This is a genomic window from Leclercia sp. GLN_9, from assembly GCF_043105735.1.
Lineage (GTDB): Bacteria > Pseudomonadota > Gammaproteobacteria > Enterobacterales > Enterobacteriaceae > Enterobacter > Enterobacter adecarboxylatus.
The window spans coordinates 40,683-59,496 of record NZ_JBICLV010000022.1 but is presented as its reverse complement, the minus strand read 5'-3'; the positions used below and the strand labels follow the sequence as shown (position 1 = coordinate 59,496).

The 18,814-nt window shown below is 57.2% G+C and carries 21 protein-coding genes and 1 pseudogene; 6 read left to right on the top strand and 16 right to left on the bottom strand.

Annotation, left to right across the window (positions count from 1 at the left end):
• Positions 1 to 44 precede the first annotated feature (44 nt).
• Positions 45 to 1,286: a tryptophan permease gene (gene mtr, locus ACF8PE_RS15515; protein WP_392495062.1), complete on the top strand. Its 1,242-nt coding sequence runs from the start codon at positions 45 to 47 to the stop codon at positions 1,284 to 1,286.
• 78 nt (positions 1,287 to 1,364) lie between these two features.
• Here the strand turns inward: mtr and ACF8PE_RS15510 are convergent, their stop codons facing one another.
• The 3 genes from ACF8PE_RS15510 to ACF8PE_RS15500 form a co-directional block, all read right to left on the bottom strand.
• Positions 1,365 to 2,372, bottom strand: a complete 1,008-nt coding sequence (locus ACF8PE_RS15510; RefSeq protein ID WP_392495061.1) for a luciferase-like monooxygenase — start codon at positions 2,370 to 2,372, stop codon at positions 1,365 to 1,367.
• A gap of 88 nt (positions 2,373 to 2,460) precedes the next feature.
• A complete protein-coding gene (locus ACF8PE_RS15505; protein WP_262658800.1) occupies positions 2,461 to 3,339 on the bottom strand; it encodes a U32 family peptidase in 879 nt (292 codons plus the stop codon).
• Between the two features lie 8 nt (positions 3,340 to 3,347).
• On the bottom strand, positions 3,348 to 4,343 hold the full coding sequence (locus ACF8PE_RS15500; protein ID WP_032614401.1) for a peptidase U32 family protein: 996 nt from the start codon (positions 4,341 to 4,343) through the stop codon (positions 3,348 to 3,350).
• Positions 4,344 to 4,564: 221 nt separating this feature from the next.
• On the opposite strand from ACF8PE_RS15500, the gene ACF8PE_RS15495 reads away from it, so the two are divergent.
• Together ACF8PE_RS15495 and ACF8PE_RS15490 are read left to right on the top strand one after the other, a co-directional pair.
• Positions 4,565 to 5,089 carry an SCP2 domain-containing protein gene (locus tag ACF8PE_RS15495; protein WP_392495060.1) on the top strand — a complete coding sequence of 175 codons (525 nt, stop codon included), beginning with the start codon at positions 4,565 to 4,567 and terminating at the stop codon, positions 5,087 to 5,089.
• Complete coding sequence (locus ACF8PE_RS15490; RefSeq protein ID WP_032614397.1) at positions 5,083 to 5,586, top strand: GNAT family N-acetyltransferase; 504 nt, start codon at positions 5,083 to 5,085, stop codon at positions 5,584 to 5,586. The genes ACF8PE_RS15495 and ACF8PE_RS15490 overlap by 7 nt, the downstream gene beginning before the upstream one ends.
• Here the strand turns inward: ACF8PE_RS15490 and ACF8PE_RS15485 are convergent.
• Positions 5,573 to 5,913 (bottom strand): annotated as a pseudogene (locus tag ACF8PE_RS15485) (GIY-YIG nuclease family protein). The gene ACF8PE_RS15490 and the pseudogene ACF8PE_RS15485 overlap by 14 nt on opposite strands.
• 14 nt (positions 5,914 to 5,927) lie before the next feature.
• Here ACF8PE_RS15485 and ACF8PE_RS15480 point away from each other — a divergent pair.
• Positions 5,928 to 6,356, top strand: coding sequence for a YhbP family protein (locus tag ACF8PE_RS15480; RefSeq protein ID WP_032614393.1), 429 nt, complete (start codon positions 5,928 to 5,930; stop codon positions 6,354 to 6,356).
• Here the strand turns inward: ACF8PE_RS15480 and ACF8PE_RS15475 are convergent.
• Entirely contained in the window at positions 6,342 to 6,860 is a 519-nt protein-coding gene (locus tag ACF8PE_RS15475) for a type 1 glutamine amidotransferase domain-containing protein (protein ID WP_032614390.1), read from the bottom strand. The two genes, ACF8PE_RS15480 and ACF8PE_RS15475, sit on opposite strands and share 15 nt — an antisense overlap.
• Before the next feature lie 126 nt (positions 6,861 to 6,986).
• Between ACF8PE_RS15475 and ACF8PE_RS15470 the strand changes: the two genes are divergently transcribed.
• Complete coding sequence (locus ACF8PE_RS15470) at positions 6,987 to 7,631, top strand: NAD(P)H-binding protein (protein WP_392495059.1); 645 nt, start codon at positions 6,987 to 6,989, stop codon at positions 7,629 to 7,631.
• A 37-nt stretch (positions 7,632 to 7,668) separates the two neighbouring features.
• Here ACF8PE_RS15470 and dolP read toward each other — a convergent pair whose 3' ends face one another.
• The 4 genes from dolP to ACF8PE_RS15450 are packed head-to-tail and all read right to left on the bottom strand — an operon-like array spanning position 7,669 to position 11,369.
• Positions 7,669 to 8,244: a division/outer membrane stress-associated lipid-binding lipoprotein gene (gene dolP / locus ACF8PE_RS15465; RefSeq protein ID WP_032614388.1), complete on the bottom strand. Its 576-nt coding sequence runs from the start codon at positions 8,242 to 8,244 to the stop codon at positions 7,669 to 7,671.
• 9 nt (positions 8,245 to 8,253) lie between these two features.
• Complete coding sequence (gene diaA, locus ACF8PE_RS15460; RefSeq protein WP_032614385.1) at positions 8,254 to 8,844, bottom strand: DnaA initiator-associating protein DiaA; 591 nt, start codon at positions 8,842 to 8,844, stop codon at positions 8,254 to 8,256.
• Between the two features lie 21 nt (positions 8,845 to 8,865).
• Positions 8,866 to 9,261, bottom strand: coding sequence for a YraN family protein (locus ACF8PE_RS15455; protein WP_032614383.1), 396 nt, complete (start codon positions 9,259 to 9,261; stop codon positions 8,866 to 8,868).
• Entirely contained in the window at positions 9,219 to 11,369 is a 2,151-nt protein-coding gene (locus tag ACF8PE_RS15450; RefSeq protein ID WP_103792791.1) for a penicillin-binding protein activator, read from the bottom strand. Before ACF8PE_RS15450 ends, ACF8PE_RS15455 begins: the two co-directional genes overlap by 43 nt.
• A 62-nt stretch (positions 11,370 to 11,431) precedes the next feature.
• On the opposite strand from ACF8PE_RS15450, the gene rsmI reads away from it, so the two are divergent.
• Positions 11,432 to 12,295, top strand: coding sequence for a 16S rRNA (cytidine(1402)-2'-O)-methyltransferase (gene rsmI / locus ACF8PE_RS15445; RefSeq protein ID WP_270735335.1), 864 nt, complete (start codon positions 11,432 to 11,434; stop codon positions 12,293 to 12,295).
• Positions 12,296 to 12,376: 81 nt separating this feature from the next.
• Here the strand turns inward: rsmI and ACF8PE_RS15440 are convergent, their stop codons facing one another.
• The 7 genes from ACF8PE_RS15440 to ACF8PE_RS15410 form a co-directional block, all read right to left on the bottom strand.
• Positions 12,377 to 13,150, bottom strand: coding sequence for a DeoR/GlpR family DNA-binding transcription regulator (locus tag ACF8PE_RS15440; protein WP_032614377.1), 774 nt, complete (start codon positions 13,148 to 13,150; stop codon positions 12,377 to 12,379).
• A gap of 110 nt (positions 13,151 to 13,260) precedes the next feature.
• Positions 13,261 to 14,304, bottom strand: coding sequence for a galactitol-1-phosphate 5-dehydrogenase (gatD, locus tag ACF8PE_RS15435; RefSeq protein ID WP_200142332.1), 1,044 nt, complete (start codon positions 14,302 to 14,304; stop codon positions 13,261 to 13,263).
• 41 nt (positions 14,305 to 14,345) lie between these two features.
• Positions 14,346 to 15,719 carry a PTS galactitol transporter subunit IIC gene (locus ACF8PE_RS15430; RefSeq protein WP_392495058.1) on the bottom strand — a complete coding sequence of 458 codons (1,374 nt, stop codon included), beginning with the start codon at positions 15,717 to 15,719 and terminating at the stop codon, positions 14,346 to 14,348.
• A 4-nt stretch (positions 15,720 to 15,723) separates the two neighbouring features.
• Positions 15,724 to 16,008 carry a PTS galactitol transporter subunit IIB gene (gene gatB, locus ACF8PE_RS15425; protein WP_392495057.1) on the bottom strand — a complete coding sequence of 95 codons (285 nt, stop codon included), beginning with the start codon at positions 16,006 to 16,008 and terminating at the stop codon, positions 15,724 to 15,726.
• Between the two features lie 27 nt (positions 16,009 to 16,035).
• Complete coding sequence (gene gatA / locus ACF8PE_RS15420; RefSeq protein ID WP_392495056.1) at positions 16,036 to 16,503, bottom strand: PTS galactitol transporter subunit IIA; 468 nt, start codon at positions 16,501 to 16,503, stop codon at positions 16,036 to 16,038.
• Positions 16,504 to 16,516: 13 nt separating this feature from the next.
• Entirely contained in the window at positions 16,517 to 17,788 is a 1,272-nt protein-coding gene (gatZ, locus tag ACF8PE_RS15415; protein WP_392495055.1) for a tagatose-bisphosphate aldolase subunit GatZ, read from the bottom strand.
• Positions 17,789 to 17,810: 22 nt separating this feature from the next.
• On the bottom strand, positions 17,811 to 18,665 hold the full coding sequence (locus ACF8PE_RS15410) for a tagatose bisphosphate family class II aldolase (RefSeq protein WP_392495054.1): 855 nt from the start codon (positions 18,663 to 18,665) through the stop codon (positions 17,811 to 17,813).
• Positions 18,666 to 18,814: the final 149 nt, after the last annotated feature.

Below are 18,814 nucleotides of genomic sequence, written 5' to 3'. Positions count from 1 at the left end.
CATTAAGATGCAGGTCCCAAATTATTGACTGGAGAAAAGGCTGTATGGCGACACTAACCACCACCCAAACGTCACCCTCACTGCTTGGCGGTGTGGTGATCATCGGCGGTACCATTATCGGCGCAGGGATGTTCTCTCTGCCAGTGGTGATGTCCGGGGCGTGGTTCTTCTGGTCGCTGGCGGCGCTGATCTTCACCTGGTTCTGTATGCTGCACTCTGGCCTGATGATCCTCGAAGCTAACCTGAACTACCGCATTGGTTCGAGCTTTGACACCATTACCCGCGACTTGCTCGGCAAGCGCTGGAACATCGTCAACGGCATCTCGATTGCCTTTGTGCTCTACATTCTGACCTACGCCTATATCTCGGCAAGCGGTTCGATTCTGCATCACACCTTCTCGGAGATGTCTCTGGACGTGCCTGCGCGGCTGGCGGGGCTGTGCTTCGCGCTGGGCGTGGCGTTCATCGTCTGGATGAGCACCAAAGCGGTGAGCCGCATGACGGCCATTGTGCTGGGCGCGAAAGTCATTACTTTTTTCCTGACCTTCGGCAGCCTGCTGGGGCACGTTACGCCTGCGACGCTGTTTAATGTGGCGGAGAGCAATACCTCGTACTCTCCCTATCTGCTGATGACGCTGCCGTTCTGCCTGGCGTCGTTTGGCTATCACGGCAACGTGCCGAGCCTGATGAAGTACTACGGCAAAGATCCGCGCACCATTACCCGCTGCCTGGTCTATGGCACGCTGCTGGCGCTGGGGCTGTATGTGATCTGGCTGCTGGGAACCATGGGCAACATCCCTCGCCCGGAATTTATCGGCATTGCGCAGAAGGGCGGTAACATCGATGTGCTGGTGCAGGCTCTGAGCGGGGTGCTGAACAGCCGCAGTCTGGATCTGCTACTGGTGATTTTCTCTAATTTTGCTGTGGCCAGCTCTTTCCTCGGCGTGACACTGGGCCTGTTTGATTATCTGGCCGATCTTTGTGGCTTTGATGATTCCGCGCTGGGCCGTCTGAAAACCGCGCTGCTGACCTTCCTGCCACCGGCCATTGGTGGCCTGCTGTGGCCGAACGGTTTCCTGTATGCCATTGGCTATGCAGGGCTGGCGGCAACCATCTGGGCGGCGATTGTGCCCGCGCTGCTGGCACGTAAATCACGTAAACGTTTCGGTAGCCCAAAATTCCGCGTCTGGGGCGGCAAACCGATGATTGCTTTGATTCTGGTATTCGGGATGGGGAACGCCCTGGTACACGTACTGTCGAGCTTTAACCTGTTGCCTGTTTACTAGTAACGCTCCTCACTCCTCTCCCAACGGGAGAGGAAGATGATCGTAGGCCGGGCAGGCGCAGCGCCGCCCGGCAAAAAATTACCCCACGAGTTCCTCTTTCACCTGCATTGCCAGATCGAACGAATGCAATCGCGCCTGGTGATCGAAAATCTGGCCATTCACCATGATCTCGTCGGCCTGGGTTTCACGCAGCACCGCTTCCAGTCCATGGAGGACTTTCGCTTTATCACCCACCAGCGACATGCTCAGCGCCTGCTGGACGCCATACTGCTCTGAAGCGGACCACAGCTGATGCATATTCTCCACCGGCGGTGGCAGTTGCCCTGTTTCGCCGCGGCGTAGCTTCATAAACGCCTGCTGCATGGAGGTAAACAGGAACTCCGCATCGCGGTTGCTGTCAGCGGCAATGATATTGATACACACCATCGCGTACGGTTTTTCGAGCCGTGATGAGGGTTTGAAGTTGGTGCGATAAAGATGCAGCGCCTGGTGCAGCATATCCGGCGCAAAGTGTGAGGCGAAGGCAAACGGCAGCCCCAGTTGCGCGGCCAGTTGGGCGCTGTACAGGCTGGAACCCAACAGCCAGACCGGGATCTGCTCCCCGTAACCCGGCACCGGGCGTACCTGTGGGTTCGGGTCATGCGCGTCGAACCAGGCCACCAGTTCCGCCACATCGCGCGGGAAGTTGTCGATATCGCCACCCATATGACGGCGCAACGCGCGCATGGTGGGCTGATCGCTGCCCGGTGCACGCCCCAGCCCCAGATCGATTCGGCCAGGGTAGAGGGTATTCAGGGTGCCAAACTGTTCGGCAATCACCAGCGGAGAATGGTTCGGCAACATCACGCCGCCCGAGCCTAAATGGAGGGTAGTGGTATTGGCTGCCAGATAGCCGAGCAGCACCGAGGTGGCCGCACTGGCGATCCCAACCATGTTGTGGTGCTCCGCCAGCCAGTAGCGATGATAGCCGCGCTGTTCAGCCAGGCGAGCGAGATCCAGAGAGTGGGTAAACGCTTCCCGGGCCGAGGAGCCTTCAGGTATCGGCGCCAGGTCCAGCACCGAAAACGGAATGGATTTATCAGTCATAACAGCTCACTTTGTCGACGGTGAATCTTTAATACTGCATCAAAATTTAATAACCGTTGTTAACAAAGTGAGCTTTTACATTTCATCTTTACGCCTGCAGCTCCAGCCCGGCCAGCCGTCGCCAGTAGCCGTTGCACTCGCTGTTTGCCGTCAGCGGCAGCGGGGCAGCGCCCTGCTCGTTGGCGCGGAAGGCGTCAATCATGGCGAAGGTTTCCTTGCCCAGCGGCGACAGACGCACCATATCCACCAGCCCTTGCATCGACGCCAGTTCGTTACCGAGGTTATAAACGTACCCGCTCATGGTCTGAATTCCGTTCAGGACAAACACCTGCTGATTCTCCTGCGACAGCATGCTGCGCCCGTTCGGATATTTGATGCAGCAGGTCTCGCACTCATCCTTCGGTAGGTTCTCTGAGCGCGCGGTAAAGCAGCGTGCGGAGTAGGCCAGCGGCAGATGGCCATAGCTGAGTACTTCTACTTCAAACTGATTGCGGATCCCCAGTTCGTCGCACTGCGCCAGTATGTTGACCAGCCAGTCACGGGAAAGCTCCACCGGCATACACCAGCGGGTCATGCCCTGTTTAAGCAACAGACGCAGGGTTACGGCGTTGTAGCAGTTCAACGCATGCCCGGCGACAAACGGCAGTTTGCGCTCGGCGCACAGGTTCACCACGCCGAGATCGCTGGCTTCCAGCAGAAACTCGCCGTTATCCACGTAGCGTTTCAGCTCGTTCAGTTCAGACGAGGCCTGCACCAGCGCCAGGGTGGAGAGCACCACCTGTTTGCCGCTGCCTGCCAGGCTTTTTGCCATATCCAGCCAGTCACCCACTTTAGTGGCCCGGCGCTTACTGCATACCGCCTCACCGAGATAAATCACATCGGCCTGACTGGTTGCGGCCTGCTGGTAAAAATCTTCCAGCGTCTCTTTTGACCAGTAATAGAGCACCGGTCCTAATGAATATTTCATGCGTTATCTCACTGCCATTTACGGTGATACGCGCCCAGCGTGGTCTGAGTGCCTTCGGACATTGCGCCCAGGGTCTCCATCCATGCGGGTTGCGGGGCATATTGCTTGGGATCTGCCATGCAGCGATCGATCGCCTGGCGCCACACTTTTGCCACCTGGCTGACGTAAGCCGGGCTGCGCTGGCGGCCTTCGATTTTGACCGAGGCAATATTGGCAGCCAGCAGTTCCGGCAAAAGCGCCAGGGTATTGAGGCTGGTAGGCTCTTCCAGCGCATGATAGCGCTCGCCATCCACCAGATAGCGGCCTTTACACAGCGTCGGATAACCCGCGTTTTCGCCGTCCTGATAACGGTCAATCAGCACCTCGTTCAGACGCGACTCCAGCCCCTGGGGAGTTTGTTGCCAGCGCACGAAGCGGGCTGGCGAGCAGGCACCCACGGTGTTAGGGGATTCGCCGGTTAAGTAGGAGGAGAGGTAGCAGCGACCTTCGGCCATAATGCACAGGCTGCCAAAGGCAAAAACTTCCAGCGGAACTGGCGTGACGCGCGCCAGTTGCTTAACCTGATGAATAGAAAGCACCCGTGGCAGCACCACGCGCGCAACGTCGAAGTGACGATGATAAAAGCGAATGGCTTCTTCATTGGTGGCCGATGCCTGAACCGAGACATGGCGCTCAATATGGGGATAGCGTTCGGCGGCATACTCCAGCATGGCGAGGTCGGCAAGGATCAGCGCATCGGCGCCCAGCTGTGCCGCCATATCCACCGCACGCTGCCAGCGTTGATAGCCGTCGGGGTGGGCAAAGGTATTAATGGCGATGTGCAGCTTGCGGCGGTGCTGGTGCACGAAACTCACCGCTTCCTGTAGCTTTTTCTCAGTAAAATTGAGACCAGCGAAGTGACGGGCATTGGTATCGTCCTTCAGCCCGATATAAACCGCATCGGCGCCGTTTTCGATGGCCGCCTTAAGCGCCGGTAGATTTCCAGCAGGGCAGAGCAGCTCCATAATTTATCCTGACGTTCGCAGCCCCAGAGGGATGCAAAATTGTTATCGAGCAGCGATTTTAGTTAACCATCCGGCGACAATTTTTGATTTAAGGCAGCTAATGGCGTATTGATGGCACCAATAATGGATTATGCCGGACGCCAGTTTGTTGATTTACGCCGCTATACCAACGACTGGATATGGCAAAATATCAGGACTATAGATATCAGGGAGTATTGCTCGTGCTGGATAAACTGCGTTCACGTCTCGTACAATTTGGCCCATCGCTGCTGAGCGTGCCGGTGAAGCTAGCGCCCTTTGCGCTGAAGCGCCAGGTGCTGGAGCAGGTACTAAGCTGGCAGTTTCGCCAGGCGCTGGCGGAGGGCGAGCTGGAATTTCTGGAAGGACGCTGGTTAAGTATCGAGGTGCGGGACATCGGCCTGCGCTGGTACACTTCCGTTGAAAATGAACAGCTGGTGGTACGTGAATCTGCTGAGGCGGATGTCAGCTTCAGCGCTGACGCCAGCGATCTGCTGATGATCGCGGCGCGTAAACAGGATCCTGACACGCTCTTTTTCCAGCGCCGTCTGGTGATTGAGGGCGATACCGAGTTAGGCCTGTATGTTAAAAACCTGATGGATGCCATTGAACTGGAGCAGATGCCGAAGCCGCTGCGCGTGGCGCTGCTGCAACTGGCCGATTTTGTCGAGGCGGGCCTGAAAACGCCGCCGGATAGTAAACACACTTCTGTAGGTGAGCCATGTTGATTCGAGTAGAGATTGGGATCGATGCGCCGGGTATTGATGCCTTATTACGCCGGGCTTTCGACGGAGACGGTGAAGCGCAACTGGTTCAGGACCTTCGTGAAGATGGCCTGATTACCCTGGGCCTGGTGGCTACGGACGATGAGGGGCAGGTTGTAGGCTACGTCGCCTTTAGCCCGGTCACCGTGCAGGGCGAAGAGTTGCAGTGGGTCGGCATGGCACCGCTGGCGGTGGATGAAAACTACCGCGGCCAGGGCCTGGCGCGTCAGCTGGTCTACGAAGGGCTGGATTCACTCAACGAGTTTGGCTATGCCGCGGTGGTCACGCTGGGCGATCCGGCGTTCTACAGCCGTTTAGGCTTCGAGAAAGCAGCGCATTACGATCTGCGCTGCCGCTGGCCAGGCACCGAGTCGGCTTTCCAGCTGCACGGTCTGGCAGACGATGCGCTTAACGGCGTCAGCGGCCTGGTCGAATACCACGACCACTTCAACCGCTTTTAATCAGCGGCGTTTGCAGGCTCTCCCGTAGCGCCTCAAAGGTTCCATCCCCACTGACGAGGCACTCTTTCTGGCGCTTCGTCAGCTGTTTGATCCGGTACTCCAGCCGTAGCGCCAGCGACCGATCCCCCACGACGGCGGAAAACGCCAGCGTCAGTTCTCCTTTGCCGCGTAACGCCTTCGCCCCTTTTCCTGTCTGATGTTGCAGGAAGCGGCGCGGGACATCGGTAGTGATCCCCGTATAGAGCGCATTATCAGCAGTTCGAACCAGATAGAGAAACCAGCACACGGCGAAAGATTCATTATGTTAAGGTGAACGCACCTTAGCACGAGAGAGAAGCGAAATGGAAACTCTGGCCGCTATCAACCGCTGGCTGGCGAAGCAGCATGTGGTCACCTGGTGTGTGCATCATGACGATGAGCTGTGGTGCGCCAATGCCTTTTACTACTACGATCCACAGCGGGTGGCGTTCTATGTCTTAAGCGAGGATAAAACCCGTCATGCCCAGATGAGCGGCAGGCAGGCCAGGGTCGCGGGCACCGTCAACGGACAGCCAAAGAATGTGGCCTTGATCCGCGGGGTGCAATTTAAAGGGGAGATCCGTCGTCTGGAAGGGGAGGAAAGCGACGCCATGCGTAAGCACTACCTTCGTCGCTTTCCGGTAGCCGCCGCAATGCCAGCTCCCGTATGGGAAATCCGTCTGGATGAACTTAAGTTCACTGACAACACGTTAGGCTTTGGTAAAAAACATCACTGGCTACGCGCCGAGTAAGCGCAGCGCCTCGCGGTTAAACGCGATCAGATCTTCCGGCGTACGGCTGGTGACAAGCTGATCTTTATCAACCACCACCTCCTGATCGTGGAAATCCGCCCCGGCGTTTTTCAGATCAATGGCGATCGATTTCACGCCCGTTAATTTGCGGCCGCGCACCACTTCGGCGCTGATCAGCAGCTGCGGGCCATGGCAAATGGCGAACACCGGTTTGCCAGAATCGACAAAATCACGGGTAAAGGTCACGAAACGCGAGTCGCTGCGCAGTGAATCCGGGGAGTGGCCGCCGGGTAGCAGCAGGGCGTCAAACTCTGCGGGCTGCACTTCGTCGATAGCTTTATCAATGGAAACGCTGGCTTCGCCTTTATGGCCTTTCACCGTTTTTCCCGCCTGTTTTTCGATTGTGATCACCTCATGTCCCGCTTTGCGGAACGCCTCGGCAGGCGAGGTGAATTCTGAATCTTCAAACTCGTCGGTGATCAAGACTGCAATTTTCTTGCTCATGCTTCCTCCGTTGTTTTGGCTTCAGACAGCTTTTTCTTCGCTTGTGGTAAATACTTTGCAATGAGACTACTAAGTGTGGTTGAAGAGCATGAAATCGCATACGGACTAATCTGCAAAGGAGGAATAATGAGTCAGGTTTTAATTACCGGCGCGACTGGTCTTGTGGGTGGGCACCTGCTGCGTATGCTGATTCAGGATCGGAGAGTTAACTATATCGCCGCTCCGACACGTCGCCCGCTGGGGGATATCGAAGGTGTGTTCAATCCAAACGATCCGCAGCTAACCGATGCCCTGGCTCAGGTGCAGGATCCGGTGGATACCGTTTTTTGCTGTCTGGGTACCACGCGGCGTGAAGCAGGCAGCAAAGAGGCCTTTATCCATGCCGACTATACCCTGGTGGTGGATACGGCCCTGACCGGCAAACGGCTCGGGGCGAAACATCTGCTGGTGGTCAGTGCGATGGGAGCCAACGCGCACTCGCCGTTCTTCTACAACAAAGTAAAAGGCAAAATGGAAGAGGCCCTGATCGCCCAGAAGTGGGAGCGACTGACCCTCGTGCGGCCCTCAATGTTGCTGGGTGAACGAGAGAAGCATCGCTTCAGTGAGTCACTGTTTGCGCCGCTGTTTAGCCTGTTGCCCGGCAACTGGAAGTCAGTCGAGGCGCGGGATGTGGCGCAGGTGATGCTGCAGGAGGCGCTGGGTGCGTCGCCGGGTGGCGTCAATATTATTACGTCAGCGAAGATCAGGGAGATGGCGCAGGGGCAAGGCTAATGGCCCTCTGCTGATGGCAGCAGAGGGCAGGGGATAACTACTTCAGATAGGTAAACGCGGTGGTGACGTGTTTCACGCCGCTCACCCGGCTGGCGATATCTGCCGCCGCTTTGCCTTCGCGGTCAGTCACCAGGCCGAGCAGGAACACTTCGCCGTTCTCGGTGGTCACCTTCACGTTAGAGGATTTTACCTGATCGCTACCCAACAGCTGGGAGCGCACTTTCGTGGTGATCCAGGTATCGTTTGAGGCCTCACCCAGGCCAATCGGCTGACCCTGGCGCACTTCATTAAACACCTCAGTGGCGCCCTCTACACCCATCGCGATCTGCTTCGCACGGGCGGCAAGTTCGGTATTTGGCGCCTGGCCTGCCAGCAAGACTTTGCCCTGGTAAGCCGTAACGTTGATGCGCGCTTCTTTCTTAATTTGTTGGTCTTTGGACAGTGCGCTGTTCACGCGCAGTTCCAGGGTGCCGTCATCTACCTGTGTGCCCACGGAACGCGGGTCAGTCGCGGCTTTGGTGCCCACTGCCGCGGTACCCACTACCGCTGCAGCCACACATCCCTGAAGCAGCAGCGCAGAAATAAGGACTGCGAGGGGCGAAAGTGCCTTCATGTATACTCCTTAATCATCCTGGTGAGGGAAAAGCGTGTTATCGATCAGATCGCATAAACAGTTCACCGTCAGCATGTGCATCTCCTGGATGCGGGCGCTGCGGTGAGAAGGAATACGGATCTCAACATCATGAGGACCTAACAGCCCCGCCAGCTCGCCGCCATCGTAACCGGTCAGTGCGACGATGGTCATGTCGCGCGTGACGGCGGCTTCAACGGCTTTGACGATGTCGCGGCTGTTGCCGCGCGTAGAGATAGCCAGCAGCACATCACCGGCGTGTCCTAACGCACGCACCTGTTTGGCATAGATCTCATCATGGAGACGATCGTTAGCAATCGCTGTTAAGACCACGTTATCGGTATTAAGTGCAATGGCAGGTAAGCTAGGACGCTCTGTCTCAAAACGATTAATCATACTGGCAGCAAAATGCTGTGCGTTGGCGGCCGAGGTGCCGTTGCCACAACAGAGGATTTTGTTGCCGTTAAGCAGGGACTGGACCAGCGTCATCGCCGCACGGGAGATGGCGTCCGGCAGCGCTTCTGCCGCTGCGATCTGAGTCTGAATGCTTTCGGTGAAGCAAACCTTAATTCTTTCGAGCACGGTATCCCTTAACGATCTGATTTACGCGTCTGCGCCGAAGGCGTTTTTGAACCATTCGATGGCGTTTCCGGTGAAGGCTACCACATCGAACCGGCAATCCACAGTATCAAAGCTGCCATTATGCCGGGCAAGCCACAACTGGGCGGTGAGTAATAATTTTTGCTGCTTCGCCCGGGTCACGCTGGCGGCGGCCCCACCATAATGAGAAGACTGGCGGTAGCGCACCTCGATGAACACGATGGTCGGGCCGTCCTGCATAATAAGGTCAATTTCCCCGCCGCGCGCGCGAACGTTCGCGGCGATAAAGCGCAGTCCTTTGCGCTCAAGCCAGCGACGCGCCTCTGACTCGCGCGCGTCGCCGGTCTGTTTACGGGTTAGCTGGCCGGAACGATCTGTCCTTGCTGGTATTTGAGCCATGATAACTTCCTGTTAATCACGCAGTCCTGAGTGGCGGTGAGATCGCCAGTGTTGCCGTTAAGTTCAAAGCCTGGCACCTGACGCATCTGGGTGAAGTGGTTCGCCAGCGCCCAGGCATCCACGCCCATCGCGTACAGACGCGCCAGCGAGTAGTCGTTACGTACGCTGTTCAACGCCTGCTGCATCAGCGCCGGGTTAGCGCCTGCCAGCATCGGAATTTCGCTGTACTGCAGGCCTTCCATCTCGAGACGGAAGTCCGGGCCAGCGGTGCCCTGCGCGCTGCGCGAGCTGGCATACAGCGACACGCCAGCCTGACTGCCGTTACGCATAGCGATCATCGGTTTGATAAAACCGATCTCTTCGGGGGTGGCGATGATGTAAGCCGCATCGACGTTGCCGCCGCCGCTGATCTGCGCGTCCGTAGGCGGTGCCGGGATAGTCAGGCCGCCAATCGTCACGCCCTGCTGCTGCGGCAGGCTGGACGTGACAGGGCTACCGGTCAGCGCAATACCCGCTCCGCCGTTAACGCCCGCGCGCAGTTCAGCGCTGGAGCCAAATTTTTGCTGCAGAACAATGCCGCCGCCCAACTGTTGCCACTCCTCGGCAAAGGCGGTAGCGACACGATCGCCCAGCTGGCTACGTGGGATCAGCAGCAGAGGCGCCTGCTTCCCTTGCTCGTGGATATGGCGCGCGGCATCGCGGGCTTCGTCTTCTGGCGACAGGGCGAAGTAGCAGACGTTCGGGAGGTTCTGCACCTGCTCCGGCTGGTTGAGGGCCAGCACGTTCAACGGCGTTCTGCTCTTCATCAGCTCTTCGACGTTGTTTTTCAGCAGCGGACCTACGACGATGCTGGCCCCATCCTGCTGCACCTGATTCAGCACCTGGTCGAGCGGTTGGGTGCTGGTGTCATACACTTTCACCTCGGCGGCCGGGTTGGCGATGGCCGTGGTCTGAGGCGCTTGCTCAGTGGCAGGTGCCTGCATCGGATCCTGTACGGAGTCATTCGGTGCGGCGACAGGTTCCGTGGTCTCAGGGGCCTGGGCCGGATCCTGCACGGTGTTATTCGGTGCGGCGACAGGTTCTCGGGTCTGAGGGGCCTGGACCGGATTCTGCATCGTACCTTCCTGCACGGCAACGGGTTGAGCCGTGGTCAGGTCGTTGGTTTCGGCACTGGACGGGCTTACCACATCACCGGCGTTGGCCGCCTGGGCGACCTGAGCGGGAACGGCATTACCCGTGACGGCAGCGGTGCCATTTCTCGCCGCGTCAAAACCCTGCTGGATAGTGCGGCCAAAGACGGCGGCCTGGCCACCCAGCGGCAGCAGTAGGGCAATTTTGCTGGTGGAGGCGGGCTTAAAGTTCTGCACATTGACCAGCTGAGTAGGCAGCAGGGTCGCACCCGGGTTATTCGGGTAGCGGGTCTGCCAGTCTTTGATGCCGGCTTTCAGCATGGTCGGATCGTTGCGGTTATCGAACCAGACGCGCTGCAGATCCAGCCAGCCCTGCAGGACATTTTCGTCGGCATTGATCACGAGGGCATTGGCCTGATCGGGATTCATCGCGGAGAGCGTCTGCCAGGTGGCATCGATATTTTTCTGTTTTTCAGCGCCAGCGAGCAGCGGCTCCTGGGCAATCAGCGCCCGTAGCAGCGTCAGGGAAGGGCGTCCCTGTTCCGCGGCAATGCCGGCCTGCCAGAAACGCGCCTGCTGGTTTTTATCCAGCGTACTGATGTCGATATTTCCGAGGATCTTTTTCGCCCCGGCCACATCGTTCTGCGCAATTTTCAGTTCAGCGGCCAGCAGTGTCTGCTCGCGGCGCTGCGTCTCGCTCAGATCCTGCGGCAACTGGTTAAACAGATCGGCGGCGTGCTGGGTTTTACCTTCTTTCAGCAGTGCACGAATGGCGAGTAATTGCCAGTTGATCCGGGTATCATCTGAGCTTTGCTCCATCTGGTGCAGATAAAAACCGGAGTCAGCCTGCGCTGTACCCTCCATATGGGCAGCACTTTGATCGGGCGCCTGCGTACCACAGCCAGCAAAGATCAGGGCTGCCAGCACCAGCGGAAGGCTGCGCGTGACTTTATTATGAAGAAACGTTAAGGGTACCATACTGTATCCAGTGATATTTTTTACGCAATGCTCAATATTAAATCGGCAATACGGATGAAACAATGAAACAACACGAAACGGCAGATAATTCTCAGGGTCAGCTTTATATTGTACCTACTCCTATCGGGAATTTATCTGATATTACCCAACGTGCGCTCACCGTGTTGCAAAGCGTTGATCTTATTGCGGCTGAAGATACCCGCCATACCGGCCTGCTCCTGCAACATTTTGCGATTAACGCCCGCCTGTTTGCCCTGCACGATCATAACGAGCAGCAAAAAGCCGCCATGCTGGTGGCCAAACTGAAAGAGGGACAGAACATCGCCCTGGTGTCCGATGCCGGTACGCCGCTGATCAACGACCCGGGCTATCACCTGGTGCGCACCTGCCGTGAAGCGGGGATTCGCGTTGTGCCGTTGCCGGGGCCGTGCGCCGCCATTGCCGCACTGAGCGCGGCGGGCCTGCCGTCGGATCGTTTCTGCTATGAGGGCTTTTTGCCCGCCAAATCCAAAGGCCGTCGCGACGTGCTGAAGGCGCTCGAAGCCGAACCGCGTACCCTGATTTTCTACGAATCGACCCACCGCCTGCTGGAGAGTCTGGAGGATATGGTCGCCGTCTGGGGTGAGGCGCGTTACGTGGTGCTGGCGCGCGAGCTGACCAAAACCTGGGAGACCATCCACGGTCTGCCGGTCGGCGAGTTGCTGGCGTGGGTGAAAGAGGACGAAAACCGCCGTAAAGGCGAGATGGTGCTGATTGTCGAAGGGCATAAAGCTGAAGAGGACGCCCTGCCTGCCGATGCGCTACGCACCCTGGCGCTGCTGCAGGCCGAACTGCCCTTAAAAAAAGCGGCTGCGCTGGCGGCAGAGATCCACGGCGTGAAAAAGAATGCGCTGTATAAGCACGCCCTGGAACAGCAAGGGGAGTAAGCCTTTTGCTGGGTGGGGCTTCGCTTACCCAGCCTACAAATCGTCACGTAGGCCCGATAAGCGAATCGCCATCGGGCGCATTTAAACCACAATGAGCTCAACTGACGTTTGTTTCAGGCTCTTCAGCTCTTTCTCACCGATCCCTTCGTCGGTAATCACACAGTCAATCTCCGCCATCGGCAGCACCTGGTTAAACCCGCGACGGTTGAACTTGCTCGCGTCCAGTACAGCAATCACCTTATGCGCAGCCGCCGCCATCACGCTGCTGATCGAGTACCCTTCGTTGAAGGTGGTGATGCCGTTGGTAGTGTCGATCCCGTCAGCTCCGACAAACATCAGATCGGCGCTAATGCCCGCCAGCGAGCGTTCGGCGATGGTGCCATGCATGGAGTGGGTCTTATGGCGTACGGTACCTCCGCACACTACCAGGGTGATGTCTTTGTTGTCCGATAAGGCGAAAGCAGCGGGTAAGCTGTTGGTGATCACCGTGATATTAGCCTTCTTTGCCAGCGCTTCAGCGATAAGCATGGTGGTGCTGCCGCTGTCTAAAATTACCGTCATCCCCTCTTCGATCATCGTTACTGCTGCCAGGGCGATACGTTTTTTAGGGTCACTGGCGAGACTGTAGCGATCTTCCAGCAGTACTTCCTGGTTTTCATTTTCACCCAAATTACTGCCCGGCTTTGCCGCCCCACCGTGAAAACGCGTCACTAGCCCTTTCTCTTCCAGCAAACGCAGGTCGGCGCGGATAGTGACCTCGGAGATGCCAAAAGAATTCGAAAGGTCGAGTACTAACACGCTGCCGTTAGCATTCACCAGATCAACGATTTTGTTCCTTCGCTCAAATGAGTTCATTTTGTTTTGCCTGATAATTAACTTACTCCAGTTTAATCGAAGGGATGCGAAAGGTGAACGCTAGCGTTCGAAAGTAAATGTGAGCCAGCTCCGGTTGCTGGCTCATGAGTTTATTCCAGGCGCAGCAGGATTTTACCCTGCATTGGTGATCCATTTAGTGCCTGAATGGCATGGGCAAAATTTTCGCTGTCGCCGGTCAAGGCGATCAGTGGCTCCAGTCGCAATTTTTTCTCGCAAAGCAACCGGGCAGCGGTCTCCCACTCAACACCTGGCCATGGCGCAGAGTAGTTCATCCAGCTGCCTTGCAGGGTCAGCTCTTTGCGCAGGATCTTGCCAAAGTTCGCGGCAGATAAATTCAGGTCATGGTGCAGGGTTCCTACCAGCACCACCTGGGCGCGTGGCCCGGCGATATCGATAGCAAGGGCGACGGTTTGCGGTGTGCCAGCCGTTTCCAGCACCAGCTGATCGAAACGCGTCTCGTGAAGGGCCGCCAGCATCTCATCTGCACTCAGGGCTTTACTGTTGAATACCCGGTTTGCCCCCAGCGAGGTCGCCAGCGCCAGCTTATCATCATTGATATCAATGGCAGTCACGCTTGCCGCACCCAACGCCAACGCGCATTGCATGGCCAGCAGGCCGATAGTGCCCGCCCCCACGATAATCACATTTTTGCCCTCACAGCCCTGGGCAAGGTGGAATGCATGCAACCCGACGGTGATAGGCTCGATAAAGGCGCCGTCTTCAATGGCCATCTCCGCAGGCAGACGGAATAGATTAGCGCGCTTCACCACAATGTACTCGGCGTTCCCGCCTTCGCTGCGGGAGCCGACGAACTGGTATTGCTTACACAACGAGAAGTAGCCTTTTTTACACTCCGGGCAGGAGAAGCAGGGCAGTAGCGGAACGCACGCGACTGCATCGCCAGCCTCCAGATCGTCGATGCCTGAGCCACAGACGTCAACGTAGCCGCTGAATTCATGACCCAGGGTGATAGGGTAATAGTGAGCCGCTTTGGCAAAAATACGCGGGATATCCGAACCGCATAATCCCGAGCAGACCACGCGCACGCGCACGTCATCTGCAGCCTGAATGTCCGGGACAGGGCGCTCTTCCACGCGCACCTGACCCTCAGCATGAATTACCACTGATTTCATGATTCACTCCAGAAAAAGAGGGGAGCAGCGCTCCCCGGATATTAAGAAGCCGTCTGGCTCTGTGGGGCCTCATCGCGTTTTTCTGCTGCGCTACAGGCGCGGGCGCGGCGCCAGGTGAGCAGCACGCCGGTAGTGTAGAAAACACCAATCACCAGGAAACCCACCACGTTTTGCCAGGTAAAGAGCTGGATCAGCAGCCAGGTGATGGGCGAGCCGCCCTGGTCGAGAGAGGCCACCATCCCACCTGCTTTCAGCGCCCCGGCATTCTCAGCAAGCTTTGTATGCAGGCCGATGGTCTGGGTAGCGATCCACAGGGTGATGCTCATGATGATGACGCCGGAGATGAGGGTGCGGAACAGGTTGCCCTGATGCACCGCCACAGCCATCGCCACGAAGAAGCCGATAGTGGCCAGGTCGCCAAACGGCAGGACCTGGTTGCCCGGCACCAGTACCGCAATCAGGATGGTCAGCGGGATAAAGATCAGGCTGGCAGAAACTACCGAGGTATGGCCCAGCAGCAGCGCCGGATCGAGGCCGATTAAGAACTCCTGCCCGCCAAATTTTGCCTGCAGACGCTTACGCGCATGTTTAGCAATCGGCGTAAGGCCGTCCATGATCGGCTTGATGACGCGCGGCATCAGTAGCATCACCGCAGCGGTTTTTACCGCCAGTTGTAATACGCCTTTGGTGTCGTAACCAGCCAGCAAACCGATAACCAGCCCCATAACAAAACCGACAGTGACCGGCTCGCCAAACGGGCCAAAGCGTTTCTGCACATCGTCGGCGCTGAAGTGGATGCGCTTCAGCCCGGGGGTCTTCTCAATGAGTGTATCGACCAGCACCGCAATCGGGCCAAGGTAAGCGGAGGAGCCATGCGGGATGGCAATCCCTTCCAGGCCGAAGAAGTCGCGTGTGTCTTTGGCAAACCAATCTCCCAGCTTGTAGACAAAGGCCGCGTGGACTACCACGCCGAGGATCCCGAGCCAGTAAGAGCCGGTAGCCAGATGCAGCATCGCCCCGGTAAAGGTCATATGCCAGATGTTCCAGATATCGACGTTCACCACGCGGGTCATACGGGTGACCAGCATGAGCACGTTGACACCAATCGCCACTGGGATCGCCACCAGCGCAATCTGCGAAGCCCAGGTCATAGGTGATGAACCTGGCCAGCCCACGTCCACCACGTGCAAGTTAATCTGGAACTGCTCCGCCATCGCTTTGGCCGCCGGACCGATGGAGTCGAGCATCAGGCCAATAACCAGCCCGATCCCGACAAAGCCAATCCCGATATGCAGACCGGATTTAAAGCAGTCGCCCAACTTCATCCCCAGCAGCTTCGAGAAGATAATGATGACGATGGGCAGCATGACCGTCGGCCCCAGATCGAGGATATACCGCATGATTTCGGTAAACATGATCTTACCCCTCGAGGATGGTCAGGATTTTTTGCTGTAGGGCTTCAATGCCGACGCTCGATACAAACGGCATACCGTGGACCACCGGAATGTCACCAAAGGTACGGTCGACTTTTGCAGTGGTGCAGATCAGGTCTGCGCCGTCCATATAGGTTTCAATTTCGGTCACCCGGCACTGCACCAGATCCAGGGTGATGTTGTGGGCATCACACAGCTCTTTGATCTCTTCGGCAGCCATGGTGGAGGTGGCAACGGCGCCTCCACAGGCGACGATAACTTTACGTTTCATAGGGTACTCCTTCTTATTATCAGTATGTTACGAGGCTTGCTTACAGGGTTCGGTCATCAGGATGGCCTCCGCAAACAGGGCCTCCAGCTGGTGGTCCGGCGCGGTAAGCAACGTCTCCATCAGGGTTGGTTTTTGCAGCTCACTAAATAGCCGGCGCAGCAGGGTAAGTTGCGCTGAAGGGTTTTCCACTATCAGGGCGATAATCAGCGACACGGCGATCTCCGTATCGTCATCAGCCTGATGAAAATGAACCGGATTGTCAGGACGGATCAGGTAAAGTGCCGGTTCTCTGGCATGAATCGCCTCGCAGTGCGGGATCGCCACGGCATGTTTTTCCAGGGCGATACCGGTGGGGAACACCGCTTCCCTCTCCAGTAGTGCGGCAGGATACGTAGGATGGACGACCCCCTTCGCCAGCATCTCCTCGCCGATATGAGCCAGCGCCTGCTGGCAAGTGGCAAAATCAATGCCGGTACGGACAAACAGTTTGCTCATGAATCCTCCAGTCTTAAGTAGCGTCAGGCGCGCAGCCGTAGCGGTACGCACGTAAAACGTCCTGTATTCTGTCGATGACCAGCGCCTGAGGCGTTGGGGCAAGGGTTTGTGCGGTGACGCGTTCAAACTGCACAGGCATGTACTGGCTGATCAACCCCAGCGGCAGGGTCAGGCTGTCCAGGTTAGCGAGTAGCTTGTCCACACTCTGACGGATCCGTGGGTGCGGCCAGTAGTAGCGAATGCGGTCTGACAGGCTAAAGTGAATGTCCACCATCGCCTGGCTCCAGGTTGGGCGATAGTATTTTTTCCAGTAATCCGGCTCGTTCAGCATTACCTCGTCGATCACCTCCAGCACGCGGCTGCGATCTTCCGGGGCGATCAGTGCCGTCTCCATCTGCGCCAGGGCAAAAATGGCCTCGCGCAGGGCGAAGGTGAGGGCTGGGCCGACCTTCAGGATCGCAAAATGATCCTTCACCAGTGCCCGGTACGCCCGTCTGGACTGGTAATCTGTAGAGTGCGCTTCATAAACCATCGGCGTCTGGCGGATCCAGCCCGACAACGCTTCAGCGGCCTGCGGCTGATAGTGGATGATCTGGGTATGGTCGAACTCAACGCCGGGCTGCACTACGATAGCAATGACCCGGGTCATTGCTTCATCCAGACCCAGAGCCTGGAATGCGGCCTGATGTGTTTCGAGGGTGCGCGCGGCATCCTCCACGCGGGTGACATGTACAGTGTCAATACTGCTGGCCTCGCCGCCCGGTACCGGCACTTCGGTGCCAATGACATAGGTCAGCGCCATTTTCTGCGCGTTGCTGGCGGTCTCTTCCGCTGCCTGGCACAGCCGCGCCGCACGCTGGGCTACTATCACGGGATCCAGGGGAATGGGATCGTCGGCGCATGACATCGATGCATCAAGATGGATCTTGCTGAAGCCCGCAGCCACATAAGCCTTAATCAGCTCGACGGCTTTCTCCATCGCCGTCTCTGCGGGTTCATTCTGCCAGCAGTTCGTCCCAAGATGATCTCCACCGAGGATTAGCCTTTGTTGCGGGAAGCCCACCTTTTCGGCGATGTTCAGAACAAAATCGCGGAAGTCGGCCGGCTTCATGCCGGTATAGCCACCATACTGATTTACCTGGTTGGACGTGGCTTCAATGAGGACACTGTTACCGCTTGCCAGATCAAAGCGCAGGGCGGCTTCGATCACCAGCGGGTGCGCTGAACAGACGGAACAGATACCGAGATGTTCTCCCGCTTTATGGCGGGCAATAATATTTTTCACCGTTTTCTCCGGGTTGTGGGGGTCAGAGTTCGCCTTCGCAGCCGCAGTCATGAATGACTTTGCGGACCACCTCTTTCATGGCGGTTTTGGCGGGGATCATGTAGTGACGGGGATCGCTGGCTTCAGGATGCTCCGCAAGATAACTTTTCAGCGCGTCGGAAAAGGCGATTTTCAGCTCGGTGGCGACGTTCACTTTGCAGATACCAAGACCAATAGCCCGGCGGATATCGGCGGAAGAAAGTCCCGAGGCGCCGTGCAGCACCAGCGGAACGTCCACATGGCTGCGAATCTCTTCCAGACGTTCAAAATCGAGTTTTGGCGTGGCTGTATAGAGGCCGTGGGCGGTGCCAATGGCGACGGCAAGGGAGTCGATGCCGGTCAGTGCCACGAACTCGCGGGCCTGCTGCGGATGGGTGTAAAGGGTATCTTTGCTATCCACCACCAGGTCATCTTCCTGACCGCCAAGTCGACCCAGCTCCGCCTCCACGCTGACGTCATAGCGATGGCAGTAGTCGGTGACCCGTTTTACCAGCGCCACGTTATCGGCAAACGGCAGGTGCGATCCGTCGATCATTGCCGAGCGCACGCCTGCCTGCACTTTTTGGGCGATGTCGTCGAACGTTTCGTGATGATCGAGATGGATCGCCAGCGGCTGGTTATGCGTTTTTGCCAGATCGCCCGCGATAGCCACGATATTGCCGATCCCGGCATAGCTGAAGGTGCCAGGTGTTCCGGCAACGATCAGCGGCGAGCGCAGCTCGGCGGAAGTCTCGACAACAACCTGCAGCGTTTCGAGATTATGAATATTGAAAGCTGGAACCGCGTAACCTTCTCGCTGAGCTTTCGTGAGCATCGCTTTGGTCGAAATGATGTGCATTCTTCCTCCGAAACCTTTCGTTTGTTTTCTTCGAAAGAAGATATAGTGTTTCGGAATGCTTTTTTGTGATTGGTATCGTAAAAACGAAAGAAGCGAAAGAGAAAGGAAGTTTGCGAAAGAACGAAAGGCAAAAAAAAGCATGGCCGGAG